The organism is Nocardioides sp. Z38_18 (assembly GCF_058215695.1).
Genome location: NZ_JBZAJE010000001.1, coordinates 812,466 through 837,629, shown reverse-complemented (window position 1 = coordinate 837,629; position 25,164 = coordinate 812,466). Strand labels below are relative to the sequence as shown.

Annotated in this window: 25 protein-coding genes; 8 read left to right on the top strand and 17 right to left on the bottom strand. The window is 69.6% G+C overall.

Going from position 1 to position 25,164, the window contains the following annotated elements:
* The first annotated feature begins 13 nt into the window (after positions 1-13).
* Both AC4BGC_RS03995 and AC4BGC_RS03990 read left to right on the top strand, forming a co-directional pair.
* Positions 14-586, top strand: a complete 573-nt coding sequence (locus AC4BGC_RS03995) for a hypothetical protein (RefSeq protein WP_490554444.1) — start codon at positions 14-16, stop codon at positions 584-586.
* The gene (locus AC4BGC_RS03990; protein ID WP_490554443.1) at positions 583-1,614 is read left to right on the top strand and encodes a methylenetetrahydrofolate reductase C-terminal domain-containing protein; all 1,032 of its coding nucleotides are present in this window, start codon (positions 583-585) and stop codon (positions 1,612-1,614) included. The genes AC4BGC_RS03995 and AC4BGC_RS03990 overlap by 4 nt, the downstream gene beginning before the upstream one ends.
* Before the next feature lie 54 nt (positions 1,615-1,668).
* On the opposite strand, the gene AC4BGC_RS03985 is transcribed toward AC4BGC_RS03990, so the two are convergent.
* Complete coding sequence (locus AC4BGC_RS03985) at positions 1,669-3,009, bottom strand: FAD-binding oxidoreductase (protein WP_490554442.1); 1,341 nt, start codon at positions 3,007-3,009, stop codon at positions 1,669-1,671.
* Positions 3,010-3,141: 132 nt separating this feature from the next.
* Between AC4BGC_RS03985 and AC4BGC_RS03980 the strand changes: the two genes are divergently transcribed.
* Complete coding sequence (locus tag AC4BGC_RS03980; protein WP_490554440.1) at positions 3,142-3,759, top strand: helix-turn-helix domain-containing protein; 618 nt, start codon at positions 3,142-3,144, stop codon at positions 3,757-3,759.
* Here the strand turns inward: AC4BGC_RS03980 and AC4BGC_RS03975 are convergent.
* The 10 genes from AC4BGC_RS03975 to AC4BGC_RS03930 all read right to left on the bottom strand — a co-directional run bounded on the left by AC4BGC_RS03975 (position 3,704) and on the right by AC4BGC_RS03930 (position 13,052).
* On the bottom strand, positions 3,704-5,062 hold the full coding sequence (locus AC4BGC_RS03975; protein ID WP_490554438.1) for an amidohydrolase family protein: 1,359 nt from the start codon (positions 5,060-5,062) through the stop codon (positions 3,704-3,706). The genes AC4BGC_RS03980 and AC4BGC_RS03975 overlap by 56 nt on opposite strands.
* Entirely contained in the window at positions 5,059-5,871 is an 813-nt protein-coding gene (locus tag AC4BGC_RS03970) for a creatininase family protein (protein ID WP_490554437.1), read from the bottom strand. Before AC4BGC_RS03970 ends, AC4BGC_RS03975 begins: the two co-directional genes overlap by 4 nt.
* Positions 5,871-7,229: an FAD-binding oxidoreductase gene (locus tag AC4BGC_RS03965; protein WP_490554435.1), complete on the bottom strand. Its 1,359-nt coding sequence runs from the start codon at positions 7,227-7,229 to the stop codon at positions 5,871-5,873. Before AC4BGC_RS03965 ends, AC4BGC_RS03970 begins: the two co-directional genes overlap by 1 nt.
* Before the next feature lie 4 nt (positions 7,230-7,233).
* Positions 7,234-8,406: a substrate-binding domain-containing protein gene (locus AC4BGC_RS03960; protein ID WP_490554434.1), complete on the bottom strand. Its 1,173-nt coding sequence runs from the start codon at positions 8,404-8,406 to the stop codon at positions 7,234-7,236.
* A 63-nt stretch (positions 8,407-8,469) separates the two neighbouring features.
* Positions 8,470-9,369, bottom strand: coding sequence for an ABC transporter permease (locus AC4BGC_RS03955; RefSeq protein ID WP_490554433.1), 900 nt, complete (start codon positions 9,367-9,369; stop codon positions 8,470-8,472).
* Positions 9,366-10,142: an ABC transporter ATP-binding protein gene (locus tag AC4BGC_RS03950; protein WP_490545952.1), complete on the bottom strand. Its 777-nt coding sequence runs from the start codon at positions 10,140-10,142 to the stop codon at positions 9,366-9,368. Before AC4BGC_RS03950 ends, AC4BGC_RS03955 begins: the two co-directional genes overlap by 4 nt.
* Positions 10,143-10,147: 5 nt before the next feature.
* Positions 10,148-11,509, bottom strand: coding sequence for an amidohydrolase family protein (locus AC4BGC_RS03945; protein WP_490554432.1), 1,362 nt, complete (start codon positions 11,507-11,509; stop codon positions 10,148-10,150).
* 123 nt (positions 11,510-11,632) lie between these two features.
* Positions 11,633-11,875: a helix-turn-helix domain-containing protein gene (locus AC4BGC_RS03940; protein ID WP_490554431.1), complete on the bottom strand. Its 243-nt coding sequence runs from the start codon at positions 11,873-11,875 to the stop codon at positions 11,633-11,635.
* Complete coding sequence (locus AC4BGC_RS03935; protein WP_490554430.1) at positions 11,875-12,372, bottom strand: DUF2975 domain-containing protein; 498 nt, start codon at positions 12,370-12,372, stop codon at positions 11,875-11,877. Before AC4BGC_RS03935 ends, AC4BGC_RS03940 begins: the two co-directional genes overlap by 1 nt.
* Positions 12,373-12,452: 80 nt before the next feature.
* Positions 12,453-13,052 carry a hypothetical protein gene (locus AC4BGC_RS03930; RefSeq protein WP_490554429.1) on the bottom strand — a complete coding sequence of 200 codons (600 nt, stop codon included), beginning with the start codon at positions 13,050-13,052 and terminating at the stop codon, positions 12,453-12,455.
* Between the two features lie 93 nt (positions 13,053-13,145).
* Between AC4BGC_RS03930 and AC4BGC_RS03925 the strand changes: the two genes are divergently transcribed.
* Positions 13,146-13,517 (top strand): PH domain-containing protein, encoded by a 372-nt coding sequence (locus tag AC4BGC_RS03925; RefSeq protein ID WP_490554428.1) that lies wholly within the window; start codon positions 13,146-13,148, stop codon positions 13,515-13,517.
* Between the two features lie 62 nt (positions 13,518-13,579).
* Here the strand turns inward: AC4BGC_RS03925 and AC4BGC_RS03920 are convergent, their stop codons facing one another.
* The gene (locus AC4BGC_RS03920) at positions 13,580-14,335 is read right to left on the bottom strand and encodes a polyphosphate kinase 2 family protein (protein WP_490554426.1); all 756 of its coding nucleotides are present in this window, start codon (positions 14,333-14,335) and stop codon (positions 13,580-13,582) included.
* A 162-nt stretch (positions 14,336-14,497) separates the two neighbouring features.
* Between AC4BGC_RS03920 and AC4BGC_RS03915 the strand changes: the two genes are divergently transcribed.
* The gene (locus tag AC4BGC_RS03915) at positions 14,498-15,787 is read left to right on the top strand and encodes an FUSC family protein (RefSeq protein WP_490554423.1); all 1,290 of its coding nucleotides are present in this window, start codon (positions 14,498-14,500) and stop codon (positions 15,785-15,787) included.
* A gap of 9 nt (positions 15,788-15,796) precedes the next feature.
* Here AC4BGC_RS03915 and AC4BGC_RS03910 read toward each other — a convergent pair whose 3' ends face one another.
* Both AC4BGC_RS03910 and AC4BGC_RS03905 read right to left on the bottom strand, forming a co-directional pair.
* On the bottom strand, positions 15,797-16,921 hold the full coding sequence (locus AC4BGC_RS03910; protein ID WP_490554421.1) for a serine hydrolase domain-containing protein: 1,125 nt from the start codon (positions 16,919-16,921) through the stop codon (positions 15,797-15,799).
* A 55-nt stretch (positions 16,922-16,976) separates the two neighbouring features.
* Positions 16,977-17,606 carry a response regulator transcription factor gene (locus AC4BGC_RS03905; protein ID WP_490554420.1) on the bottom strand — a complete coding sequence of 210 codons (630 nt, stop codon included), beginning with the start codon at positions 17,604-17,606 and terminating at the stop codon, positions 16,977-16,979.
* A 140-nt stretch (positions 17,607-17,746) separates the two neighbouring features.
* On the opposite strand from AC4BGC_RS03905, the gene AC4BGC_RS03900 reads away from it, so the two are divergent.
* Positions 17,747-18,025, top strand: coding sequence for a GlsB/YeaQ/YmgE family stress response membrane protein (locus AC4BGC_RS03900; RefSeq protein WP_490554419.1), 279 nt, complete (start codon positions 17,747-17,749; stop codon positions 18,023-18,025).
* Between the two features lie 210 nt (positions 18,026-18,235).
* Here AC4BGC_RS03900 and AC4BGC_RS03895 read toward each other — a convergent pair whose 3' ends face one another.
* From AC4BGC_RS03895 to AC4BGC_RS03885, 3 genes are all read right to left on the bottom strand, one after another.
* Positions 18,236-19,129 (bottom strand): nuclease-related domain-containing protein, encoded by an 894-nt coding sequence (locus tag AC4BGC_RS03895; protein WP_490554418.1) that lies wholly within the window; start codon positions 19,127-19,129, stop codon positions 18,236-18,238.
* Between the two features lie 115 nt (positions 19,130-19,244).
* Positions 19,245-19,934, bottom strand: coding sequence for a DUF6308 family protein (locus AC4BGC_RS03890; protein WP_490554416.1), 690 nt, complete (start codon positions 19,932-19,934; stop codon positions 19,245-19,247).
* A 171-nt stretch (positions 19,935-20,105) separates the two neighbouring features.
* A complete protein-coding gene (locus AC4BGC_RS03885) occupies positions 20,106-20,819 on the bottom strand; it encodes a DUF4230 domain-containing protein (RefSeq protein WP_490554415.1) in 714 nt (237 codons plus the stop codon).
* 292 nt (positions 20,820-21,111) lie between these two features.
* On the opposite strand from AC4BGC_RS03885, the gene AC4BGC_RS03880 reads away from it, so the two are divergent.
* Positions 21,112-23,199 (top strand): DEAD/DEAH box helicase family protein, encoded by a 2,088-nt coding sequence (locus tag AC4BGC_RS03880; RefSeq protein WP_490554413.1) that lies wholly within the window; start codon positions 21,112-21,114, stop codon positions 23,197-23,199.
* Positions 23,196-25,037 (top strand): nuclease-related domain-containing protein, encoded by a 1,842-nt coding sequence (locus tag AC4BGC_RS03875; RefSeq protein WP_490554411.1) that lies wholly within the window; start codon positions 23,196-23,198, stop codon positions 25,035-25,037. The genes AC4BGC_RS03880 and AC4BGC_RS03875 overlap by 4 nt, the downstream gene beginning before the upstream one ends.
* Positions 25,038-25,164: the final 127 nt, after the last annotated feature.

The following is a 25,164-nucleotide window of genomic DNA, read 5'->3' as shown; positions in this document are numbered from 1 at the left end:
ATCGGAGGGCGCGATGCAGGCGTGGCCGTTGGCCGGGGACGCCCACCCCGAGGACCGGCTTCGTCCCGGTGTGCACGGGCCGCGCGCGGCCCATCTCGCCAGCTCCCTGGCGGCCGGCGGGTCGCCGCTGCTGAAGACCGATCCCGCCGCGGAAGGCTCCCTGGCCGACCTGGCCCGCATCGCCAAATCACTGGCAGACCCCATCGACTCGACAGCCCGACCCGATGCTGTGCTCGTCTCGGACCTCGCCCCGGTCACCGCCGTGCTCCGGGCAGCGGCGTACCGCGACGCCGGGCTCGACGTCTGGTGCCGGATCTCGCTCCACGACCGGAACCGCGTCGCCGTAGAGGGCGACCTCGCGGCTCTCGCCGACCTCGACGTGGCGGCGGTCGTCGTCGGCACCGAGCCCGTCCCCGTCCGGGTGGACGACCTCAGCCCGCTGGACTGCGTCCGGCTGGCGGCGTACGCCGGGCACCTCGTCGTCCTCGACCACGGCGACCAGAACGTCGAGCCGGTATGGCAGCAGGCGGGCGCGACCGCGGTGCTCCGCGGCCTTCGCGCCGTCGCACTCGGTGGGCACCCATGACCGCGGCCGTGTCGGACTGTCCGAAGCAGATGACCTACGGGCCGTGCGGCGGAGTCGCCGCCGACGGCACCTGCGAGGTCGCTCCGACGCCGTGCTGCTTCGTCTCCTCGACGCTCCCCTCGGGCTGGCCCGCCGTCGACGAGACCCCGCCCGGACCCACCACCGCCGCAGGCCGCGAGGTGGTGGCGCTGCTCGCCCGCCGGCCCCTCGTGGTCACGGGCTTCCCAGCCCTCCCGATGAGCAGCGACTCGGTACGCGCCTGCGCGGAGGTGCTTCGCGACGCGACCGACTGCGCACTGGCCGGCGACTCGGGCCGGAGCCGCGTGCAGTATCCGCCCGCCTACCGCGCGCGGCTGATGGCCCAGGAAGGGCTCCGGGTCTGGTCGGGGGTCAACTGCCGCGACCGTGACCGCGACGTCCTCGACCTCGAGCTGGCGACGCTGCGCGAGGTGGGAGTGGCCGGGGTGCACTGCGTGACCGGTGACCACACCGATTCCGGCGACCGGCCCGATGCCAGGCCGGTCTTCGACCTCGAGGCCGCGACCCTGCTCCCCCGCGCCCACGCGCTCGGCCTGCTCACCTCCTTCGCGGAGAGCCCGAACGCGCCACCGGTGGAGGTGCGTCCGGCGCGGGTGTCGGCGAAGGCCCGGGCCGGTGGCTCGATGTGCTGGCTGCAGTACTGCGGCGAGGTGGAGGACGTGCACGCCTTCGCCGAGGCGACCGCGGCGGCCCACGGCGCACGGGTCCCGATCGTGCCGGGGGTGCCGCTGGTCGTGGACCGGGCGGGAGCACTGCTGCTGGCCGACTTCGCGGCTGCGGTCCTGCCGCGGGGATACGTGGAACGGGTGCTGGAGGCCCGCGACCCTGAGGCCGAGGGGATCCGGGCAGCGGTGGAGCTGGGCACCCACCTGCTGGAGGTGCCCGGGGTCGTCGGCGTGGTGGTCGCCGGGGGCGCGGCGCCTGACAGAGAGGTCGCCTTCGCCGGGGCGCTGGCCACCGTGGCGCGCGAGCTCGGCGGGGGTTCCTGACCCGACCTGACCTGACCCGACCTGACCTGACCCGACCTGACCTGACCCGGGCGCTCAGCAGCGCCCGGGATAGTCCGCGAACCGCCGCTGCGGGTCGAGCCGCGCCCGGACCGCGTCGATCCGGTCCAGCACCCCTTCGGCGAAGCAGCACTCGAGCCGCTCGGGGCTGCGGCGCAGGTCGAGCTCGCCGACGTAGTGCCCGGTCCACGCAGGGCGCAGCTCCTCGATCGCGTCGCCCGCCCACCGGCGGTTCTCCTCGTCGCGGTCACCCGGGACCCAGTTGGAGTACGCCGCCACGGTGATCGTCCCGAGCGGCCGGTAGGCCTGGTCTCTCGCGGGTGGCGCGAGCCGCCGGTAGGACGACGAGCTGACCAGGATGCTGCTCCACCGGGACGGGCACCGCTCCATCGGCTCGACCAGGGCCGGCAGCACCTCGGCATAACCGGTGGTCGTCCACGCCTGCTGGGCGACGATCCCCAGTCCCGGCGGGGCGGTCTCGGTCTCGGTCATCGTGGCGATGTCGCTCGGCCCGGCGTACGCCATCCGCGCGCCGCGGAGCACGGTTGCGTCGACGGGCGCGAGCAGCGCCTCGGCCGTCTCGGCGTCGTCGGCGTACGCGGTGGCGGCCACGGTCACCGCCGGCTCGTGGAGGTCGGGGTGCAGCGGTGAGCCGGTGGGAGCGAGGAACACCGTGAGCTCGACGCCCGGCGCGATCGACGCCGCGAGGTGGTCGGCCCAGGCACCGATCTCCGCGACCCGTGTGGCCGGGAAGGACAGGATCCGGCGCTGCACCTGCTGCTCTGGCCACAGGCGCAGGTGGAAGGCGGTGACGATGCCTGGGAACCCGGGGCCGGCTCCGCGCAGCGCCGCGAACGCCTCGGCATCGGTGGCGGCGTCCACCCGGACCACGGCCCCGTCGGCGAGCACCACGTCCGCGGCGACGACGCTCTCGCCCGCGCTCCCCCACACACCGTGGTTCCAGCCGTTGCCGCCGGCGAGGAGGTAGCCGCCGAGCGCCACCGTCGCCCGGTGGCCCACCGGGAAGGCCCAGCCGCTGCCGTGCAGCGCCCGGCCAGCCTCGAGGGAGGTGGTGCCGGGGCCGACGACGGCCGTGCCGGCGTCCCGGTCGAGACGTACGCCGGACAGGGCACGCAGGTCGAGGGCGAGCGAGTCCTCGCGCAACGCGGCGAACGACGCGCTGTGCCCGCCGCTGCGCGAGGTCACCTGCAAGCCCTCCACAGCCGCGTGCGCCAGGGCGGCCCGGACCTCGTCGACGTCACGCACCCTGGCCACCACACGGGGGCAGAGATCGGGCACCACCGCCGAGGCGGAGAGGGCGCGGCGGGCCTCGTCGTACCCGGCGTCGTCACGCCGGAATGTTGACCACATCGACATGTGCGCCATCGTGGCCGAGGTCCGTGACGCCGTGATGACGAACGCCGACCCGCCGTGTTACGGCCACCGGTGCAACGCAAACGCAACAGGGACGCCGCGGACGACGTCGTTGGCGAGACTAGATTGGCGGCCATGTCGTCCCAGACCTCGCCAGCCGCCGAGCGAGCCCTCGACCGCTCCGTGCACCGCCTCGGGGCCCGGATCCGGGACCTGCGCAAGGCCCGCGGGATGACGATCGTGCAGCTCGCCGCCGCCGCTGACCTCTCCCACCCGTTCATCAGCCAGATCGAGCGCGGCCTGGCGCGGCCGAGCATGTCCTCGCTGTTCCGGATCGCGCGCACCCTCGGCACCGACCAGCAGACGCTGCTCGCCGAGAGCTCCGCCCCGGAGACCGGCTCGGTGCGCCGGCGCTCCGACGAGGCGGCGGCCGACGTGGCCGGCGGCTCGGTGCACGCGCTGGTGCACGGCGCCGACCGGCCCTTCATCCCGATGGAGTACCTCGGCGAGTCCGAGGTCCTCACCGACTACTGGGTCCACGAGGAGGACGAGTTCATCTACGTGGTCTCGGGTCGCGTCCGGGTCGACCTCGAGGGGACGCAGGACGTGCTGGAGCCGGCGGACTCGATGTACGTCGAGGGCGGGGTCCGCCACCGGTGGGCCAGCGCCGACGGATCGTCGTACCGACTGCTCGTCGTCAAGGAGCGGCGACGACCGAGCCCCGGTCAAGCCGGCGACCCAACCGGCGACTGAGACCCTCGACCAGCTCCCGCTCGTCGGCGGCCACCAGCCTCCCGTCGCGGACCACGACGCGACCGCCGACCACCACGTGGCGCGGCCGCCTGCCGGGAGCGGCCCAGAGCAGCCCGGCCACCGGGTCGGCGACCCCCGCGTCGGCGACCCCGGAGACGTCCCACACGCAGAGGTCACCGGCACTGCCGGGACGCAGCGTGCCGAGCTCGGGGCGGCCGAGCCCGGCAGCGGAGCCCGCGGTGGCCATCTCCAGCACCTCGCGCGCCGCGAGCGACGGGCCGACCAGCGGCGCGACCTGCATCGCCAGGCGCGCATCGGCCAGGAGGTGTCCGGCGTCATTGCTGCCGCCCCCGCTGGTGCCGAGCCCGACGACGACGCCGGCTGCACGCAGCGCCGCGACCGGCGCGATCCCCCAGCCCATCGGCAGGTCGCAGCCGGGTGCGTGCGTGGCGGTGACCCCCGCGGAGGCCAGCCGGGCGATCTCGGAGTCGCTGACGCCGCACAGGTGCGCCAGGGTGACGTCGGGTGCCAGCCAGCCCCACTCCTCCAGCAGCTCGAGGGGGCGGCGCCCGTAGCGCTCCGCGGCCACCGCGACGTCGACCTGCTCGTTGGCCTGGGTACGCCGCCGCACCCCCCGCCGGGAGGCCACCTCACCCAGCAGCCGGAACGTCTCCTCGGAGTCGGAGTGCACCCCGGCCGGGCCGACCGCGACCTGGAGCATCCCGTCGGCGGACACCCCCCGAGGGGAGCGGCCCACCAGCGCCTCGGCGACCAGGTCGGCGCTGAGAGCCGCCGTCTCGGGATCGTCGCGGGCCGCGCCGCGGACGAACACCAGCCGCCCACCGAGGCCCCGGGCAGCGTCCGCCGCTGCTGCGGCGAGGTGCACGGAGTCCTCCGGAGAACAGCCGGCCGGCCAGGCGAGGTGGTGGTCGGCGACCGTGGTCACCCCGCACAGCAGCCCTTCCGCCACCCCCACCCGTGCCGCGACCGCGACGAGCTCGGGATCGACCACGACCTGCTCGTACGCCGCCGCCATCGTCACCAGCCACGAGGCCATCGGCACGCCGCGGGTGCCCGGCAGGGTCCGGAACGCCGACTGGAGCAGGTGGTGGTGGGCGTTGACCAGGCCGGGAGTGACGACGCAGCCCGAGGCGTCCAGCACCTCGGCGCCTTCCGGAGCCGACCCCACGGCGACCACACCATCGGAGACGAGGACGTCGCCGGTGCGCTCGGTGCGGGCGTCCTCGACCACCGCGGTGGCGCCCCGCACCAGCAGGTGCGCGGGCCGCTCGGAACGGCTCACGCGCCCGAGCGCGGGACGCTGAACCGGGCCGCCTCCTCGATCACCTCGACGAGGGTCTCCACGGCGGCCTCGAAGCGCACCTTGCCCACCTCCGCGTTCGCGTCGGTCGCGTCGCCGATGTAGCCGTCGGGACCGAAGTCGTCGGAGAGCCAGCCGAACGAGACCGGCCGTCCGAACCCGATGTGGCGGTACTCCGCGAGCTCCTCGGGGACCCGTCTCCCCGCGTGCTCCATGTGCACCAGCTCGGGACGAAGGTGCAGCATCAGCGAGGTCTCGCCGTGACCGCCGTGGATGCCCATGCCGAGCTCGTCCTCACGCGACGCACCGCCCTGGTCCACCGGCAGCGAGAGGTGCGCGAAGAACGTCTGCAGCCCGAACTGCCGTCGCAGCTCCCGGTTGGCCACCTGCCCGAGCGCGGAGTTTCCCCCGTGTCCGTTGACGAAGAGCAGCCGGGTGATCCCCGAGGTCTGCAGTGACCGACCGATGTCGACCAGCACTCGCATCAGGGTGTCCCAGGACAGCCAGATCGTCCCCGGGGACCAGGAGTGCTCGTCGGACTTGGTGTAGGCCAGCCCCTCCAGCAGCACCACCGAGGCGTTCCCGGCCTGTGCCGCCGCGGCGACGGCCGCCTCCGCGGCCTCGGTGGCGATCACGTAGTCGGTGGAGACCGGCAGGTGCGGGCCGTGCTGCTCGACGGCCCCGAGCGGGAGCACCGCGACCGTGTCCGCAGGCAGCGCGGCGATCTCGGGGGCGGTGAGGTCGATGAACCGGGGCGCGTGTCCATCGCCCGTCAGAGCGGGGTCCCGCATCAGCGCACCCCCACGTTCACCCGAGTCGGTACGACGTGGTCGGGCACCAGCTTGCCGGGGTTCAGCAACCCCTTCGGGTCGGTCCCCCGCGCCGTCTCCACGGCGAGCTCGACGTTGCGGTCGACGTACCACTGGTGCGGAGAGTGCACCGTCATCCCGAGAGCCTCCATGGCCTCCATGCCGGCCAGGACGCCCTGCTCGTCGTGGTAGTCGGCGACCACCATCGCCAGCGGCCCGTGCCCCATCAGCTCGAGGTGGAGGTAGACCTCGCCGGGATAGACGGCGCGGACGGCGTCCGGGTCGGACCAGTAGATCTGGCCGCCGGTCTCCATGTGGAACCACGTCCGTTCGGGGTTGGCGCGCTGCAGGAACAGCACGGGGTGGTTGTAGGACATGCCCGAGAGCCGGTCGCACGCGGCGTAGTCGGCGGACACGTTGACCACGTCTCCCCCGGCCGCGAGCACCCGTCGCTCGATCTCGGCCACCGTCGATGCCTCCGCGATCACCCGCAGGCTGAACCGGTCGGGGTCGAGCTCCAGGCCGGCCGGCAGGCTCGGCACCAGCATCGGCTCGTCGCCCGAGGCCAGCCGGGGCAGCACCGGCAGGTCGAGCAGGCTGCGGTGCACGGTGACCATGTCGGCCCAGGAGTCGAAGGCGGCGTGGATCGCGCTCCACTCCCGGGCCGGGTCGGTGGCGATCTCGACCTCGACCAGGATCCCGGTGACGCCGTACGCGTGGATGTACGGCGTCGCCTCCTCCCCCCGGGCGTGGATGAGCTCGCCGCTGCCGTCCATCGGCGCGACCGTGACCGCGCGGACGAACCCGTCCGAGGTGGTCCCGTGCTCGATCGTCCCGGTGCCCGCGCTGCCGCCCGCGACGAAGCCGCCGACCGAGGAGGCCTTGGTGGACGGGAAGATCCAGATGTCCCGCCCGGCCGCGCGCGCCACCCGGTCGATTTTGGAGAGCAGCGCACCGGCACCCGCGCGGATGCTGCCGTCCTCCAGCAGGGTGATCTCGCTGAGCTTGCGCAGGTCCAGCACGATCCCGCCGTCGAACGGAGTCGCCTGGCCGTAGTTGCCGGTGCCGGCCCCGCGGGGGGTGACGGGCACGTCCTCGGCATGCGCGAGGGCGAGCATCCCGGCCACCTCCTCCGGAGTCCGCGGGCGTACGACGACATCGGCGACGTACTTGCCGCGCGGGACCTTCTCCTCCAGCACCGGTGACATCCGCGACCAGTCCGAGGAGTTCTTGATCAACGTGTCGGGGTCGGTGGAGACCCGGTCGGCTCCCCACCGGTCCGCCACCTGGGCAGCGACGTCGAGGCTGCGCTCACGGATGGACACCGGCTGACTGGTCACGGGCTCACTTCCCCATGGAGATGGAGGTGTCGATGAACTCGTTGGTGTACAGCGACTTCGGGTCGATGTCGGCGCTCTTGATCGTGCCGGACTTCAGCAGGATCGGCCCGAAGGTGTCCACGATGCCCTGCATCCGCTCGGGGTCGAGCTGACCGAAGACTCCGGAGGCGGGGTCGTCGGTGACGATGTCCAGCGCCTCCATCTGCTCCTCGGCGAAGTCGGCCACCTCGGCGGAGTAGGTCCAGCCGGTCTGGTACTTCTCCACGATGTCGACGATCACGCTGTTCGCGTGGTCGGGCTCCTCGAGGTAGTCGATCTGCGCCTGCTGCATGATCGGCACCAGCTTGGCCAGGCACTCGGCCTCACCCTTGACGTCTGCCTCGCGGACCGCGAGCGGCTCGGGGTAGATGCTGTAGCCGACCTCGGAGAGCAGCTGGTAGCCGATCTCCTTGCCCCACTGGGGAATCTCCTTCTCGTAGATGTACGGCTCGGCGGTGGCGAACCCCTGCTGGAGGATCGCGGGGTCGGAGACGAAGCGCTGCGGCGTACCTTCGTAGGACTGGTCGGACTGCTTCTCCTTGATGATCCCCTGCGAGGCGAGCAGGCCCGGGATCAGCTCACCGGCAGTGACCACGGGGTCCCCGTCCGCCGCCGCCTCCTTGATGGTCTTTGCGCCCTTCTGCGTCTTGGGGTCCCACATCAGGATCTGGGGGCTGTTGGTCATCTGCGAGGTGACCGCGACGGTCGGCTGCCCGGGCGCGGCGATCGCGGCGTCGCTGTTCACCGCTCCGATCAGGATGTCCTTGTCGAGGTACATCAGTGCCGGCACCGGCTGGAAGTTCACCGCCGGGCCGCCGGAGCGGATCTCGATGTCCACGCCGGTCTCCACGCCGCCGGCGACCAGCGGACCGCTCACCGTCTTCTTCTCGGTGTCCACGGTGTAGTCCTTGCCGACCAGGTGGTACATCGCACCGTGCTCGGCCTCGGGCTGCCAGTCCTGCTGCATCACGACCTTCGCGGGGCACACGTCGGCGAGGTCGAGCTTGCTCCCCTTGTCGGCGGACCCTTCGGCGGTGGCGCCGCCGTCGGTGGAGCCGGACTCATCACTGCCGCAGGCGGTCAGGCCGAGGGAGAGGACGGCCAGCGTGGCCAGGGCGGAACGGGACAGGCGGTTCATGGTGACTCCCAGTGTTCGGCGGTGGGGTGTGTGGCGCGGGCGGGATGTACGGCGGGGGCGGCGTCACTGGCGCCCGGTGCCGTACCAACGGCCGATGACGGCCCGATCGAGGGCGGCGAAGACCGAGAACACGGCCACGCCGAACAGCGCGGTGAGGATGATCGCCATGAACAGCGGGTCCATGTTCAGCCGCAGCGTGTAGATGCGGAGCAGGCTCCCGATGCCGGGGCTGCCCTGCTGGAAGAAGAAGTCACCGACGATGGTGCCGATCACCGAGAGGCCGGCGGCATTGCGAAGCCCGGTGAAGATCGCCGGCACCGCTGCGGGGAACTGCAGCTTGAGCAGCCGCTGCATCCGCGTCGCCTTGTTGAGGGTGAACAGGTCGTGCGCGTCCGGGGTCGCGCTCTGCAACCCGAAGAGCGTGTTGGAGATCATCGGGAAGACCGCGATGATCACGCAGACCACGATCCGGGCGTTGAACCCGTAGCCCATCCAGATCCCGATCAGCGGCGTCAGCGCCAGGATCGGCACGGTCTGCAGGATGACGGCGTACGGGTAGAGGATCTTCTCCACGAAGGTCCACTGCGACATCAGCACGGCCCAGCCCATCCCGATGACGACCGCGAGCACCAGGCCCAGCAGTGCCACCGCGACGCTCTGCCCCAACGCGTCGAACATCGGGTTCATCACGTTCGGGTTGGTCACGGTGTTGCCGACCACGTCGTGCAGCGGTGGGAGCAGGAACCGGCGGTCGGGCTCGAGGATGACGTAGGTGACGAAGTACCAGATGGCGACCAGTCCGGCGAGGGCAGCGAGGACCGGGAGCACCTTGTTCCACAGCACCCCGGCCACGGCGCGCAGCCGTGGGGTGGGGGCCTCGGGCGCGGCCGCCTCGACGCTGCTCAGCTTGGGGCCCCGGGTCTGGGTCAGCTCGGTGTGCGAGTGGAGCTCGGCGCTGCTCATGAGTGCTCCCCCAACGCGGCGGAGACGCGGCCGGTGAGGGCGGCGAACTCGGGGGCGTAGCGCAGCTCTGGTGGTCTCGGATAGGCCCAGGGCACTGGGACCTCCGCGACGATCCGTCCCGGGCGCCCACTCATCACGATCACGCGGGTGGAGAGGTAGACCGCCTCGGAGACCGAGTGGGTGATGAACAGCCCGGCGAACCGCTTGAGCTCGAAGATCCGCTGCAGCTCGGTCTGCATCCGCAGCCGGGTGATCTCGTCGAGCGCGCCGAACGGCTCGTCGAACAGGGCGAGGTCCGGCAGGGCGACCAGCGCGCGGGCGATCGAGACGCGCATCCGCATGCCGCCGGAGAGCTGGCGGGGGTGCTGCTTCTCGAAGCCGGTGAGCCCGACCAGCTCCAGGGCCTCCAGCGCGGCCGCCCGGCGCTCGGCGCGCGGGGCGCCGCGCAGCTCGTTGACGAGCTCGACGTTCTTCAGCGCGCTGCGCCACTCCAGCAGCGTGGGGTCCTGGAAGACATAGCTGGTGGTGGTCGCGGCGACGTCGATCTCCCCGCCGGTGACGGTGTCGAGCCCGGAGGCGAGCCGCAGCAGGGTGGACTTGCCGCAGCCCGAGGGGCCCACCACGGAGACGAACTCCCCCGGACCGACGTCGAGGTCGACGCCGGTCAGGGCGGTGGTGCCGGTCGGGAACCGCTTGGTGACGTTGCGCAGGGACAGCGTCGTGGTGGTGTCCGCTCCTTGCGAGGAGCCTGGGCGGTGCTGGGTGCTGGTCATGGTTCTCACCTCGAAGTGGCGGCGGGGGTCAGTGACCGGGTCCCGGTGGACCAGGCGGTGAGGTCGAGCGAGCGGCTGACGCGGGTGTCGGCCACGACCCGGCCGGCGTGGACCACGACCCGGGCGCCCTCGGCGCCGGCGAGCACGTCGGCGATCGGGACGTCCGGGACGAGCATGAAGTCGGCGGCGTTGCCGGACTGGGCGCCGATCTGGGCGCCGACCTGGGGCAGGCCCAGCACCGATCGCGGTCCGGTGGTGACGGCGGCGAGCGCCTCGGTGACGGTGAGGTGCCCGGCCGTGACCAGCAGCGAGGTGGTCTCGAAGGGATCGGCCCGCCCGACCGGGTTGAACGGGTCGCGCAGGTTGTCGGCGCCGGCCGCGAGCGGGATGCCGGCATCGAGGACGGCGCGCAGGTTGGGCAGGCCCCGGGGCATGACCCCGTCGACGCCCCAGCCCTGCAGGTAGAGGTTGGTGATCGGCAGCGTGACGATCCCGATCCCGGCCTCGGCGACCCGGGCCAGCACCGGGACCAGCCGGCCCGAGGCGAGCGAGCCGAGCCGCACGCAGTGGCTCGCGGTGACCAGCCCCTGCATCCCCCGAGCGAGCACCTGGTCGGCGAGGTCGAGCAGGTCGACGGTGTGCGGGTCGGTCTGCTCGTCGGTGTGCAGGTCGACCGGGAGGCCGTACTGCTCCGCGACGTCGAGTGCCCGTCGGGTCTGGTACGCCGGGTCGTCGGCCAGGTGCGGGCAGCCGCCGACCACGTCGATGCCGCGGGCCACGCCCTCATGGATCACGTCGGTGGGGGTGTCGGGTCCGGCCAGCAGGCACACCTGGAGGTTGACCACGCCGGCCAGCTCCTCGCGCAGCTCGACGAGCGCGTCCACCCCACGGAGCGGGTCGCCCTCGAGGAGCGCGTCGACATGGGTCCTGATCGTGGTGATCCCGTTGGCGACGTACAGCTGGAGCGCGGAGCGCGCCCGGTCGAGCACGTCGGCGCGGTCGATGCCCGGCACCAGCGTGCGCCACTGCGCGATCGCGCTGAGCAGGTCGTTGCCGGCGGCGGGATCGGTGCGGGACCAGGTCAGCGCCTTGTCCAGGTGGGCGTGCGGCTCACTGGCGGCGGGGACATAGCGCCACCCCTCGGCCTCCAGGACGGCGCCGCCCTCATCGGCGACGTCGTCCGCGACATCGTCCTGCCTGGCGCCCGGCGCGCGCACGGCGCCGATCCGCGGGCCGTCGAGCACCAGGTCGGCGAGGCTCCCGTCGAGCAGGCGCACGCCCCGCACCTCGGCCAGGCGCAGCCCGCCCAGCACCGCAGGATCTCCCGGTGCACCGACCGGCACTGCTCTGCCTGGAACGCTCGTCACACGTCACCCCTGGGTCTCGGGCTCCTCGCAAATGTTGATGTGAGGAACATTCGTGACCCTAGGCAGCGAATATTTCAACCACGTATCCGTGCGGGTGCAGTCGCGTGACGTCGTTCGTTCCGCTCAGGCGGTGTCCCGATCGCCGCTGCGGACGACCGCCTCCTCCGGCACCCAGCGGAGCAGGTCGCCCGGCTGGCACTCGAGGACCTCGCACAGCGCCGCCAGCGTGCTGAACCGGACGGCCTTGGCGCGGCCGTTCTTGAGCACGGCGAGGTTGGCCGGCGTGATCCCCACCGCCTCGGCGAGGGCACCCACGGACATCTTCCGCTGGGCCAGCACCACGTCGATGTCGACGACGATCGGCATCAGATCACCTCGTCGAGCTCGGAGCGCAGGTGCCTGGCCTCGGCGTCGCGGGCGACGGCCTGGGCCAGCAGGGTGCGCATCACCAGCACCACCAGCGCGATCCCGGCGATCACCACGGCAGCGCCGCCGATCAGCAGTACGACGCCCGGCGCCACCGCCTCACCGGGGGCGAGCAGCACCCCGAGCCCGAACATCAGCAGCGACGCGACCGCGATCGCCCCGATGATGACGTCGACGTACCGGAACGAACCGTGAGAGAACACCGTCCCCCGCCGCACCATCGTCAGCAGCCGCCACACGCAGACCATCACGACCTGCGCGGTGACGATGCCCAGGAACACGATCGCGAACAGCGCCGGCCGCAGCTCCAGCACCTCCTGGTCGGCGCCGTCCAGGTCGCTGAACGCCAGCGGCAGCATCACCAGTTGCAGGAACACCGACCCCACCAGCGCACAGGCGAGGACGAAACGGAGCGCGAGTGTCGCCCAGGCGGCCATCAGATCTCCTTCGATTGGATCTCGATAGGAATCTATCGAAAAACAATCGATCAGACCAGAGTCGCCTTGAGAGTTCTCGGCTACCTACTCGCGGTCTCGCGGGTCCACTCGGCAGTCCTGACCATCCCCATGCCCACGGTGAAACGAACGCTGGTGATGCTCGTGGCGCGGGGAAGCTGCATCACCACGACGCCGCGACGTCGGACACCCGGCTGCAGGGACGAGATGTCGAGCAGCTTTCGTCCCCGCAGCTTCACCAGCCCGTCCGCCGGGCGATGGATCTCGCCTCGATCGTCGGTGGCCCTGACCTCGACGCCCATCGAGTCGGCGAACGGCTGGGTCCCGACGTTGCGCACCGTGAACGGGAGGCCGACGAACTTCGTCCCCGGGGCCGGCCGCACGCCACGTGTGGCCGAGCGGACCCATACGGGCTCCGTGGCGACCAGCGACAGTGCCGGCCGCTCGGCCCGGCCGGCGAGTTCCACCGGAGCACCGAAGGCAACGGTGGTCGTGGGGGCCACCAGTCGGTCCAGGTTCCCTGACCCCAACTCGGCGATCCGCGCGGGCACCTCCAGGACGAAGACCGCGCAGCTGACGAGTGCCACCGCGGCCATCGCTACCAGCGCCCTGAACGGCGTGGTCCGCCCCCAGGCGTTCCGGCTGGAGTTCCCTGTCCTCACGCGGTCTTTATATAAGTAATTCTTCCTTTTGTCGGGATTAGCGATCAACTTCCCACCTGCGTGACGCCAGCCCGGATGCCTCGTTTCCGACACATGGAAGCCGCACCCATCGCCGCATGGACCCTGGTCAACGAGATCCCGATCCCCGAGGACGTCAAGCCCCTCCTCGTCCCGGGTGAGGAGGCGGTCGCCGCGTTCAAGACCTTCCGTGACAGCGCCGTGTTCACCACCAAGCGGCTGATCGTGCGGGATGCGCAAGGCATCACCGGGAAGAAGGTCGAGATCTACTCGCTCCCCTACAGCTCGATCAACATGTGGTCCTCGGAGAACGCAGGGAGGCTCGACTTCAACTCCGAGATGGAGCTCTGGACGCGAGCCGGTCACATCAAGATCAAGCTCGGCAAGGGCGCCGACGTACGCCGCCTGGACAGCCTGATCTCGTGGGCCGTCCTCAAGAGCCAGTAGCCACTTGGGCTCAAGGTCCGATCACGAATCGTCGGAAGGTCTGCCCCTTCGGGTCGAAGCCCTTACGCGCCCTCACCCGCCCGGCCGCCACCGATCGCGGCCTCGATGGCCTGGTTGACGGTCTCGACGACGCGCAGCCGCGCGTAGCGCTTGGAGTCGCCCTCGATCAGGTGCCACGGCGCCTGGGTCGTGCTCGTCCGGTCGAGCATGTCCTCCACCGCGTCGGCGTAGGCAGCCCGCTTCTTGCGGTTGCGCAGGTCCTCCTCGGTGAGCTTCCACGACTTCAGCGGGTCGCCCTTGCGGGCCTTGAACCGCCGCTCTTGCTCCTCCTCGGAGATGTGCATCCAGAACTTCACGAGGATCATCCCCTCGGCGACGAGCATCGATTCGAACTCGCGGATCTCGGCGTACGCCCGCTGCCACGCGTCGTCGTCGGCGTACCCCTCGACGCGCTCGACCAGCACCCGGCCGTACCAGGAGCGGTCGAAGACCGACATGCCTCCCCACCCGGGCAGCACCGGCCAGAACCGCCACAGCCAGTGGTGCCGCTTCTCGTCGTGGGTCGGGGCCGAGAACGCGCGCACCCGCACGTGGCGCGGGTCGAGCCGCCTGACGAGCCGCTTGATCGCGCCACCCTTGCCGGACGCGTCCCAGCCCTCGAACACGATGCACACGGGCGGACCCAGCTCGCCGCTGCCGGTGAGTCCGGCCATCCGCAGCCGCAGGGACAGCAGCTTGGTCTGCTCCTCGCGCAGCCGCTTCTTCGCCTCCTTCTTGGGCAGCGAGGCCGTCAGGTCCAGCTCGTCGAGTCGTCCCATCAGGGCTTCTCCTCCGCCGTAGGCACGCGTGCCGGGAGTCTAGGGAGATCGGCGTCGCTGCGGCTACGGCGTGACCACCGCAGCCGGGTCGCAGCCGGTCGGCGGAGGTGCCGGGCGCGTTCTGCGCCGGCCACTTCGGAGGGGGGGTTGCACAATGGACACGTGGGCCGGTGGTGGCAGGGCTTGGCGTCCCGCGAGGTTGCGCGCGTACGCCGCAACGGCCCCGCGGCGGTGCTGTGGTCCCTGCGGATCACGATCGCGGCCACCAGCGCCTACGTCGCGGCGTTGCTGATCTTCCCGGGGACCGAGCCGCTGCTCGCGCCGCTGACCGCGATGCTGGTGGTGCAGGTGACACCGATGTCGCTGCTCGCCAGCGGGCTCGACCGCGTGATCGCCGTCGTGTCCGGCCTCGTGCTGGCAGTCGGGTTCGCTGCCGTCGTACCCCTCGAGTGGTGGAGCCTCGGCCTGCTGATCCTGATCTCCATCACCATCGGGCAGTACCTGCGCCTGCGCGACAACCTCGTCGAGGTGGCGATCAGCGCCATGCTCGTCCTCGGCGTGGGCGCGGCCGGTGCGGAGGCAGCGGCGTGGCAGCGGCTCACCGAGACCCTCGTCGGCGCAGCCGTGGGCATCATCGCCACGCTGGTCTTCCCTCCGAAGGTCGCCACCTCCGATGCCGGTCAGGCCATCGACGGGCTCGCAGATGCGGTGACCGACCTCCTGCTGCGGGCAGCCGAGGAGCTCGACGCCATGGCGCCCGACGAGCGTGGGCTTCTGCCCCGCGCAGCTCGTGACTGGCTGGACCACGCCCGGCGCATCACGCACGAGATCCCGACCGTCGGCGCCGCGCTGCTGCGGGCGGAGGAGGGGCGGCGGCTCAACGTGCGCGCGGTGCGCACGCCACGCGTCGAGCCCGGCCTGCGCCAGGGCCTGGAGGCGCTCGAGCACTCAGCGGTGGCGATCCGCGGCCTGATGCGCTCCCTGGTCGAGGCGGCCGATCGCGACTGGCTCGAGGAGGACTCCGCAGCGACGGTCCTCGGCGATCTCGCCGCAACCTTCCGCGAGGTGGCGGCGGGGACCGACGCCTTCGGCGAGCTCGTGCGTCACGAGGGGGACGTGGAGGTCGGCCTGAGCGCCACCGACATCGCGCGCCTTCAGGAGGCCCACGACGGCATGGTCCGCGCCCTGGCCCGCATCGACGCCGCGCTCGCGGCAGAGCAACCGCCCGACGTGGTCGAGCTCTACACCAACACCCGTGCGACGGTACGTCGGCTGCAGCACGAACTGCACCTCGACGAGCGGGTACGCCGTCAGCTGCGCCTGGCTCCCCCACGACGTCGCCCGCTCCGCCCGGGCAGCGGCGCCCATCCACCCGCCGGCCCGGTGCCGCCGGTCGGGCCCGACGCCGACACGCAGGACCTGCCCGCGATCACCGACGAGCCACCGAAGTGATCGTCCGCCTCAGGCCCGTGCAGTCGTCGCGGCGTACGCGAGGACCTCGGCCATCGCCGTCATGTCGTCCGGCCCGGTGAGCTCCACCTGGCCGAGCCAGACAACCACAGTGCCGGTGGACGGGATCACGTAGCCGGCGGTCCCGGTGCCGCCGATCCAGCCGTAGCGACCGAGCACGTTCCACGGGTCCTTGCGGCTGACGTCGACACCGCCGCCGAAGCCCCAGCCCTGGCCGTCGAGGAACGGGTTGTCCGGCTCGGCCTCGACGTGGCTGGTCATCATCAGCCGCACCGACTCGGGGCTCAGCACCCGCCCACCGCCCTCGAGCAGCATCCGCCCGAACGCGAGCCAGTCGTCCACCGAGGACACCAGCCCGCCGGCACCGGACTCGAACGGCGGCGGTGACGCCCACTGGCCCTCAGGCGGGTCGACCAGCGCGAACCCGTCCTCCGAGCGTTGGTAGAGGGAGGTCATCCGGTCCACGTCCTCGGTCCAGAACCTGGTGTCCGACATCCCGAGCGGCCCCAGGATCGTCTCCTGAAGGACCGCACCCAGGCTCGTGCCCGACGCCCGCGCGAGCAGTACGCCGAGGACGTCGAGCCCGACGTTGTAGGTCCACCCCTCCCCCGGCTGGTGCGCCAACGGGATCTCGGCCAGCCGCGCCATCCACTCGTCCGCGGCCGGCCACCCGTCCGGCCGCAGCGGTCCCTGGCCCAGGCGCTCGATGAGCTGCTGCGCCACCGGCGACCCGACATCCGCAGTGAACCCGTGGCCGCCGGTCAGGGTGAGCAGGTGCCGCACCGTGATCGTCCGGTCAGCGGGTATGACGTCGTCCAGCGCCCCGCCCGGCTCCCGCAGCACGACCGGCGCCGCAAGCTCGGGCAGCCACTCCCGGACAGGGGCGTCGAGGCCGAGCACCCCGCGTTCGACCAGCACCACCGTGGCGGCAGCGACGATCGGCTTGGTGATCGAGGCGACCCGGAACAGCGAGTCGCGCGTCATCGCCGGACCACCCACGCTGCGCTCACCGACGCAGACGACCTCCACGCCATCTCCGCGTGCGACCACGGCGACCGCCCCGGGCACCCGGCCCGCGGCGTACTGCTCGTCGCAGATGTCCTGCAGCTCGGCCATCGCCAGATGGTGGCACGCCCGTCCAGGGGACGGCTACGTCGCGATCGGGTGCGCCTCAGGGACCGCCGCGCCAGTGGTCGATCCGGTGGTGGTTGGGGGCGAAGCCGTGGTCGATGCCCCACAGCACGGCCTGGGTGCGGCTGGACACCTCGATCTTGCGGTAGAGCGTGCGGATGTAGGACTTGACCGTGTTGGGGGTCAGGAAGGTCTGGGCGGCGACCTGGGCGTTGTCGAGACCCTGGGTGATCAGCGCGAGGATCTCGGCCTCGCGCTCGCTCAGGCCCTCGCTGCGGCCGGGCCAGTCGAGCCCGTTCACGCCGCCAGATCGACCGGGTGGATCACTGAAGACCACCTCGCCCGCGTGCACGGCTTCGAGGGCGGCGATGAACTGACGGGCCGGCAGCGCCTTGGAGAGGTATCCGTGCACCCCTTGCCGGCGCGCGCTCTCGACGAGCTGTGGATGGAAGTTCCAGGTGTAGACGACCACGCGTCGCGCGTGCGGGTTCTCCAGCAGGACCGCGATGTTGTGGTGGTCGGACTCCGGTTGCGCGAAGCAGTCGTAGAGCGCGATGTCGACGACGTCCTCGACCGGCTTGTTGGTGTCCAGCTCGGCGACGATCACACGGTCGCGGTAGCGGTCGATGATCTTGGCGACCCCCATGACGACCACGTCATAGTCGTCCACGAGCGCGACCGTGATCGGTCGCGTGCTCGTTTGGGTCTTAGCCGTGGCCACGGCGCAACATTAACCTACCCAGGGGTGTATCGGACCCTCCTCAGGGGTCACAGGATGGTGGGACCAACCTCCACCGAAAGGCACACATCATGCTGGGTCTCATCCTCACCATCCTCGTCGTCGGACTCATCGCCGGCGCCCTGGCCCGATTGCTCATCCCTGGCAAGCAGGACCTGTCCATCGCGATGACCATCGTCCTGGGCATCGTCGGATCGTTCATCGGCGGCTTCCTGGGCTACCTGCTCTTCGGCAAGGACGCCTCCGACGGCCTCCTGCAGCCTGCCGGCATCATCGGCTCGGTAATCGGGGCCGTCATCGCGCTGCTCATCTGGACGCGTGTCGGCGCGCGCCGGTCGGTCCACAGCTGACCGGCCGATGACCGGCCCTTCGGTCCCCCGGTGTCCCGTCTGCGCCCAGGAGCTCGTCCTGCAGATGGACCCCGCGGCACCTCCGGACACCCAGTCCACCGTGCTGCTTGCCGACCCACCCGTTCCGCTACGTCTGCGCGTCCCCGGACTGTTCCTGGGCCGGGGACGCGTGACGTCACGGCGCGGCGCGGCGCGGCCGACGGGAGGTGGTCAGGGACGCCAGGTCGTCGATCGGCGAGCAGACTCGAAGATCGAGTCGATCACGGGCTCGGCGAGGATTTCGCCGTGTCGCCCGAGCCAGTTGGCGACCTGCATCCTCGGTATGACGTGTACGCCGTTCGGCGCCTTCTTCACCACCACGTCAGATGCATTGACCGTTACGACGATCCCCTCGACGTGCACGGGGAAACCGCACGCGGCGGTCAGCAGCTTCGCCGCACGGGCCGCCTCGTGTCGGCTGTTGCGGATGTAGGGCTGCTTGTGGCCGTCGACCAGGAAGGTGTCCCCGCCGACCCAGATCTTCGCCCCAGGGTGGTGCTTCGCGTTGACGGTGAAGACGCCGGCGGGACCGATGACCACATGGTCGATGTCGGCGCCCCGGGCGCCGACCGGGATCGCGTGCAGAATGCGCCAGCGCGGGTCCTTCTTCGCGAGCTTCGCAAGCCGGGCGGCCACCTTCTCCTCGCCGTCCGCCCCGATCCGCCAAGCGCGTTCGTCGGTGTGCACGCCGAGTGCACGCGCCAGCAACGACCTCACCGGAGCGGCGCCGCGGGCCGCGATGGCCTGTTCCCGCGCTTCGGCTCCGGGCAGGTTGGTAGACAGGTCGAGCCATGGGCGCGCGATCGGAACATCGAGGGCTGGAGTCACCGGGTCGGGCTGCGCGACCGGAGTCGAGGCAGCAGCCACGTTGACCGTCGGGACAACGGCCCCGACCAGGTCGGCGTTACTCGCCTGCCACGCCGTCACGGCTTCGAGGAGTGCGCCTTCGTCCGCCGGACTCTCGGGATACCCCTCGCCGGACTTCAGGTCCCACCAACCGACCTTCACCTCGTCAGCCCGGGTGACGTACAGGCGGTCGTGCCCGAACCGGCGCCAGCGGTTCACCAGCACAGACGAGTCGCTCATACGCTGAGTATCAGGTCTCGAGCGGCCCTTGTGGGCGTTTTGCGCGAATTGTGGAAGCGGCCGACCGCTCGCATCGCCTGACGAAAGTGGAGTGTCAGGCAGGAGGCAGCCGGTGTCCTGTCACCCGTGCGCAGCCCTTGCCGGTCCCCTCCATCCACGCCAGTACGTCGAAGATCCGGATGGCTGAAACGGCCGGACTCACGCCTGCAGAGTCACGCAGACCAATGAGCCGATCGTGAAGATCCGGACGAGCTTGCAGCTCCGCGCGCAGGGCCTCCCACACATTCTCAACCCCGGTCACCTCGACGATCTTGGTGTCGTAGATCGGACGGAGTCGCGGCCGCTTGCGAGCCAACAGCTTGGTCGCGGTCGTCGGCCCAACGCCTGGCAGGTCCAGCAGTTTCTGGTGAAGCACCCATCCGACCCAGTCGTCCTCCCACTTCGTGGTCTCAAGAACCAGGTCCCGGTCGGGGCCGAGCTCCTCGAGCAGCGCCGAAAACTCAGCCGCCTCGGTGCCCAGCAGCCTGATCGACGCCTCGGCGGGAACATCGACCGAGAGGAACGACACCGCCACCACGTCGTCGGCCGTGAACCGGTTCGCGTTCGCCGTACGAAGTGAGGTGCTGTCCCACGCGTCGAACATGGCACCGGTGAACCGCCACGACTTTCCGTTCGCAGACCGATGGAGTTCGTGCTCGCCCACACCGAAGTAGCACTGCAACGCATCTATGCAGTGCTCGATCGAGGCCTCGTCGTCGACAAGTAGTGCACTGGGCAGACGCATGGCCGCTCCTCGGTCCTCTCACGTGCATTGGGAAACCACGACCTTGACCGTCACCCTCGACCCGGGCCGGGCACCGTAGCGCCGAAGTCACCAAACCGGCGCCCTGGCCGGCGCTCCGTAAGACGCGGACGCGAGCCCTGAAGGACCATGGAGCTGATCCGCCCAAACCCATCATTGGTTGTCGACGGGCGAGTCTTTGACGACCACTTCAACTTCGGTGAATCCGAGCGCGGCCAGGAGACCCTCGAACAGATTCCGCGCACTCCGCTTCCCCATATCGATGAGGTCGGATCGACCAGCAGCTCGCGTGATCGACACCTTCGCAGCTGCGGCCGCACGCGCTTGGTAGTCCTCGGGCAGCTCGCCGCCGATGAACGGCACGGACCCTTCTTTGCCGATCACAGAAAGGCCATCCTCGGCGTCCACTCGCGGCTCGGCCAGCTCAACGGCCGGTAGCTTGAGAGTCACGCGCGTCCCCGAGATGTCGATGTCATCATCCTGAAGCTTGCCAAGCTCGATGATGGCGTCGACCTCAGCGTTCGCCAGAAGGGTGGCCTTCGACTCGAGGAAACCTCCGCATGCTTTGAGGAGTTGCTGGGCGGGTGTGCCACCATCCTCGTCCGGGTCCCCCTTGAGGTCGTACGCCTCCGGGGTTCCGTTACAGACCACGACAGGCACTTCGAAGGAGCCCGTCGCCGCGGTTAGCCGCTTTTGCTCTTTAAGTCGCTTCAGGACAACGTCGCCCGTCGCGACAACGGTTTGGCGGTTGAACAGCGAGTCGTAGATATCCTTTATAGGGGCTAGGTTCGACACCAGCGACCCTCCAACTATGGCAATGACGAGCACCAGCGCCCAGGTACCGACTCGCTTCAACTCGTCCTCCATCCAATAACCGCAACCGCGGCTTCCCGGCACCTTGCCGACGCCGCATCGTAGAAGGAACACCCGACAGTTATCGGCTGGTTCAGCATTTCTGGATCAGCTCCCAGGTGCAGGTGCCCCTGGCACAACCTGAGCGGATTCGGATCCCGGACAAACGGCACGCAACTTGAATGCCCCGCAGCACGCCATGCGACGAAGCAGGCGTGGAGAGAACTTGGCAAAGCACGGACACCCGTTCAAGGAGATGGGCAAAATAGCCCTATTGTCCGAAACGTCAGCGTCGTCACGGGGTCCCATGAACAGTCTGGAGCGGCTCTTGCAGGCCGTCCTTAGCGAAAACCCCAACCTGACTGCCCGGGAGATCGCGTGGCAACTTCGCTCTAGCGGGGCCAGCGTCACCAAGCGCGATGTCAATCCGCTGTTGTACGGCAACGCCAAGTTCCTCCAGGATGGCGGCTACGTTCCTCGATGGCGTCTCGTCGGGCAAGCCCCGGGGCGTGCCGACATCACGTCGCGTGTCGCATCGAAGCGGGCTCAGCGCAAACGCCTGGATGATCGCCAAGGACAGGTGGCGGTGCTCCGATCAGGTCGACACAGCCCCTCGGAAGTCGCCAAGGCCAGCCCAGAACTTGCGGCCGCCATCGCCCTGCTTCGAGAGCACGGCATACACATGGAGGACGACCCCCAGTCGACCTCCACCGCCACGGACGGCCCCAACCTTCAAGAGGTGTCCCGCCAGCAATCATCGTCCCGGGCAGAGGATGCCGCTGGTGGGCGCCGTGGCACTGGTGCGCATACACGGCCGAGCACGGCCTCAATCGCGACATCTCCCGTACCGGTACCTACGACGTGGACTATCGGAGGACTCCGACCATGGCAGCGCGAGGCGCTGTCAGCCTGGTTCCACTCCGGCTGCATCGGCGTGTGCGAGGCCGTGACGGGGACAGGCAAGACTCACCTCGGCCTCGAGGCAGTTGCGCAGACCATTCGACGGGGTCGGCGCGCCACCATCCTGGTGCCGAGCCTCCTGCTCCAACGGCAGTGGGAGTTGAAGCTCGAGCAGTTCGTGCCGACTGCGGTGATTGCCAAAGTGGGAGGGAGCAGGCGGGGCGACCCCGACGTAGCTGACGTCGTCATCGCGGTTGTGCACAGCGCAGCGCGGGCCGACCTATCAGCAGCACCCGGCATGGAGCTCTTGGTCGCTGACGAGGTGCACCGATACGGCGGGCAAGGCTGGTCCGCCGCACTACGCGCCGGGTACACACGGCGCCTCGGTCTCACGGCCACGCTCGAGCGAAGCAGCGACGAGGGCGTCAGTAACTACTTGCTGCCGTATTTCTCCAGCGTTGTCCACTCCTACGGCTATGACCGCGCTACACGCGAACAGGTCGTCGCACCGTTCGACCTGATCTTTCTCGGCGTCTCGCTTGAAGAAGAAGAGCGCGCAGAGTACGAGAGTCTGAGCCGGCGCATCAGCCAGGCGCGAAAGGTGCTCATCGGCGCCGGCGCCTCGCCTGCGACGTTGCACCAACAACTAGGCTCGCTTCGTAGCGTCGGCGGCAACGTGACACGGGCAGTGATCGCCTACGAGCACGGAACCAGGGAGCGCCGCAGCCTGCTGGCGGATACCCCCGCCAAGCAGCGGGCTCTGCGGGAACTCGCAGAGTTCGTGCGCGAGAGCGACGGCTCCGTCATCTTCACTCAGAGCGTGGACACTGCCAAAGCAGCGGCCGACATCTTGAAGTCAGAGGACGTCACCGCTGAAGCGATCTACAGCAACGGCATGGGCGCTCCACGTCGCCAACAACTCATCTCCGACCTGGCGGACGGAGCGTTGCAGGCCCTTGCTGCGCCAAAGATCCTTGACGAGGGTGTCGACGTTCCCGATGTGAACCTGGGGATCGTCATGGGTGCAAGCAGCTCCCGCCGCCAGATGATTCAACGGTTGGGCCGAGTCATCCGCCTCAAGCAAGACGATGGCATTGCTCGCTTCGTGATCCTTTACGTGACAGACACCGTGGAGGATCCCGAGGCTGGCGCCCGGGTTGACTTCATGACAGAAGTGGAAGGCGCTGCTACTCGGGTCATGTTGATGCGTGAGTGGGGTGAGAACGACCTCGACGCGCTCTGGGCCGGTAACGGCTGCGGGTGGATTCAGACGCCAGCTGCTGAGGTGGACGAGCAGCGTCTGGCGCAGCCCTCCGCGCTCATGGCGGATACCCGTACCCCGTCGCGAGCCGGACCGGCCCGGAAGCCTCGCCTTCCTGCCCGCCCACCGTCCCCCGATCCCCAGGTCTTGCGCCTCCTCAACGACATAGCAGAAACCAGGGAGCTGCTGATGCTGATGCGTGAGGAAGACGGCCAGGAACGGAAGCTGTCATGACCCTCTCTCCACACCGATGGCGTCAGGTTGGATGCGCGGCCCACGACGCGGAGCGAGAAGCACTTGAGAAGATTCGCGAGCTAGTCGCTGACGACCCGCTCTGTATAGCTTGGACCAACCTCTCGATCCTGGACGCCCGAGATCTTCCGACGGAGATCGATTTGCTGATGGTCAACAGTGCGGGAATCTTCGTGGTGGAGCTAAAGGGCTGGCATGGGGAGATAACCGGAGTCGGCTACGACTGGAAATGCAGAGCTGGCAAAGGTCCTGCTAGCCCACGGCACAGCCCCATCTTGTCGACCCAGAGCAAAGCGCGTCGACTCAAGTCTCTTCTGCTGGAGCTTCGCGACGAACAGGGCGAGCGTGTGGAAGTCCCCTGGGTAGCACCCGTGGTGGTTCTGCACGGCCGCAACAGCAGGGTCAAGTTGGACGACCGCGCAAGAGTTCAGGTTTACGGCTTGGATTCCTACAACGTTAAAGGCGTGCCCACCTTCACGGAATTCCTTCGTCAACCGCCCCTCGGCGGCCAATCAAGGCTGGACAAGACTGCGGTCGATTCGATCCGCCGGCTGCTTTCTCGGTCCGGCATGACACCTCAAATGGTGCAGTCGAGCGCTGTCGTTCGCCTCGTCGGGGTCGACCCGAACCCCAGCGAAACCCTGGAGCCAGGCGACGCCGCAGACTCGCCAGCACCAGCCGCCGAGGAGATCTCGAGTATCTCAGCCCTGCTGACGGGCCTCACTGACGGTCAACTTGAACGTTTAGGCGTCCCGGCCGAACTTGTCGAGGTCGTCCGCCTCGTCGCACATGAGGAAGAGCTGATCGGTCTCGTCTCCGACGACGTGTTCGATGATGTGGAAGCCGTGCTGGCAGGAGAACGTGTTGACGAAGTCGCCCTGCGGCGCGACAAGGTCAATGCCATTTTTGGGAATGTCGACGCGCAGGCAAGTACCGGGCACCCAGCGGCGGATTCATCCAAGGCAGCCGAGCCACGTCGCCGGTCGGCGCCTGACAGCACGGGGGTCAGCGACCCCTCAGTTGACACCCTGATCGTGAGTCCCGCAGAGACCGTCGACGCCTTGCCCATCGACCCTTCGGACGCGGCAGAGAGACTTCGAACCGTGTTCGGCGACCGCGTGAGGGTCAAGTCGACACGAGTGCCCCATGAAAAGCCCCGGCAGTCATCCCGCGCCACCGTTACGGGCGGCGTTGGCGAATCCAAGACCGCCTGCACCCAGAAACACCTGGCGTACATCGCTGTCTCTTCAGAACGAGTCTTGGAACTGGCGCGGGCTGAAGCGTTGCAGGGGCGGACTGCGGCCGCGCGCGACCTGCTCAATGAAGTGCATTCGTTCATGAACCAGTTTGGTGTTCGAGACTGGTCGCGTATCGAACTTGATGAGTTGCGGCAGGTGCTGAGTCACCACACTCTCCTGGCTCAACACCTGGAACAACTGGCCGAGGTCGGCCCAGCGGCGCATCCACATGCCCCGAGGATTGAGTCCGGGACGACGGCGCCAGCCGGGTCCATCTGGACAGGCGAGGAGCCTGGACCTGCATACTCGTTGCTGCTTCGTGTCCCAGACGTCCTCGACCGCGCCAGTGGGCTCTACTTGAGTCAGCACATAGGGGAAACGGCCGCCGCCGAGGTCAACGAGCGACTGCTCCGAGGGCGCCCAGACGGAGGACGAATCCGAATCACGCCACAGGGTGTCGTGGTGTCGCGTAGAAATGCCAGCTCGCCTTGGTTTGCCGTGGGAACCGTGAAGGCAGAAGAGTGGTTCCCCGCCGAGACCCGTCCCGCTGCCCGCAACACGAGACAGCTGTCATTGACCTAGTTTTCGGCAGAATGCGATCGCAAGAGTCCGAGCCGGGTGCCAGGGGCCAGACGATTGGGTCAGCGACCCGTGACCGGCTCCCCACACACCGGACACTGAATCCCGTCCACCGTCATGTCAGTCCTAG

Excerpts from the sequence above, each read along its gene's own strand:
- AC4BGC_RS03960 (WP_490554434.1), bottom strand. The coding sequence starts at position 8,406 with ATGAACCGCCTGTCCCGTTCCGCCCTGGCCACGCTGGCCGTCCTCTCC.
- AC4BGC_RS03985 (WP_490554442.1), bottom strand. The coding sequence starts at position 3,009 with ATGTCGATGTGGTCAACATTCCGGCGTGACGACGCCGGGTACGACGAG.
- AC4BGC_RS03990 (WP_490554443.1), top strand. The coding sequence starts at position 583 with ATGACCGCGGCCGTGTCGGACTGTCCGAAGCAGATGACCTACGGGCCG.
- AC4BGC_RS03875 (WP_490554411.1), top strand. The coding sequence starts at position 23,196 with ATGACCCTCTCTCCACACCGATGGCGTCAGGTTGGATGCGCGGCCCAC.
- AC4BGC_RS03995 (WP_490554444.1), top strand. The coding sequence starts at position 14 with ATGCAGGCGTGGCCGTTGGCCGGGGACGCCCACCCCGAGGACCGGCTT.
- AC4BGC_RS03940 (WP_490554431.1), bottom strand. The coding sequence starts at position 11,875 with ATGCCGATCGTCGTCGACATCGACGTGGTGCTGGCCCAGCGGAAGATG.
- AC4BGC_RS03880 (WP_490554413.1), top strand. The coding sequence starts at position 21,112 with ATGAACAGTCTGGAGCGGCTCTTGCAGGCCGTCCTTAGCGAAAACCCC.
- AC4BGC_RS03925 (WP_490554428.1), top strand. The coding sequence starts at position 13,146 with ATGGAAGCCGCACCCATCGCCGCATGGACCCTGGTCAACGAGATCCCG.
- AC4BGC_RS03920 (WP_490554426.1), bottom strand. The coding sequence starts at position 14,335 with ATGGGACGACTCGACGAGCTGGACCTGACGGCCTCGCTGCCCAAGAAG.
- AC4BGC_RS03885 (WP_490554415.1), bottom strand. The coding sequence starts at position 20,819 with ATGGAGGACGAGTTGAAGCGAGTCGGTACCTGGGCGCTGGTGCTCGTC.
- AC4BGC_RS03900 (WP_490554419.1), top strand. The coding sequence starts at position 17,747 with ATGCTGGGTCTCATCCTCACCATCCTCGTCGTCGGACTCATCGCCGGC.
- AC4BGC_RS03950 (WP_490545952.1), bottom strand. The coding sequence starts at position 10,142 with ATGACCAGCACCCAGCACCGCCCAGGCTCCTCGCAAGGAGCGGACACC.
- AC4BGC_RS03910 (WP_490554421.1), bottom strand. The coding sequence starts at position 16,921 with ATGGCCGAGCTGCAGGACATCTGCGACGAGCAGTACGCCGCGGGCCGG.
- AC4BGC_RS03955 (WP_490554433.1), bottom strand. The coding sequence starts at position 9,369 with ATGAGCAGCGCCGAGCTCCACTCGCACACCGAGCTGACCCAGACCCGG.
- AC4BGC_RS03970 (WP_490554437.1), bottom strand. The coding sequence starts at position 5,871 with ATGCGGGACCCCGCTCTGACGGGCGATGGACACGCGCCCCGGTTCATC.
- AC4BGC_RS03890 (WP_490554416.1), bottom strand. The coding sequence starts at position 19,934 with ATGCGTCTGCCCAGTGCACTACTTGTCGACGACGAGGCCTCGATCGAG.
- AC4BGC_RS03935 (WP_490554430.1), bottom strand. The coding sequence starts at position 12,372 with ATGGCCGCCTGGGCGACACTCGCGCTCCGTTTCGTCCTCGCCTGTGCG.
- AC4BGC_RS03980 (WP_490554440.1), top strand. The coding sequence starts at position 3,142 with ATGTCGTCCCAGACCTCGCCAGCCGCCGAGCGAGCCCTCGACCGCTCC.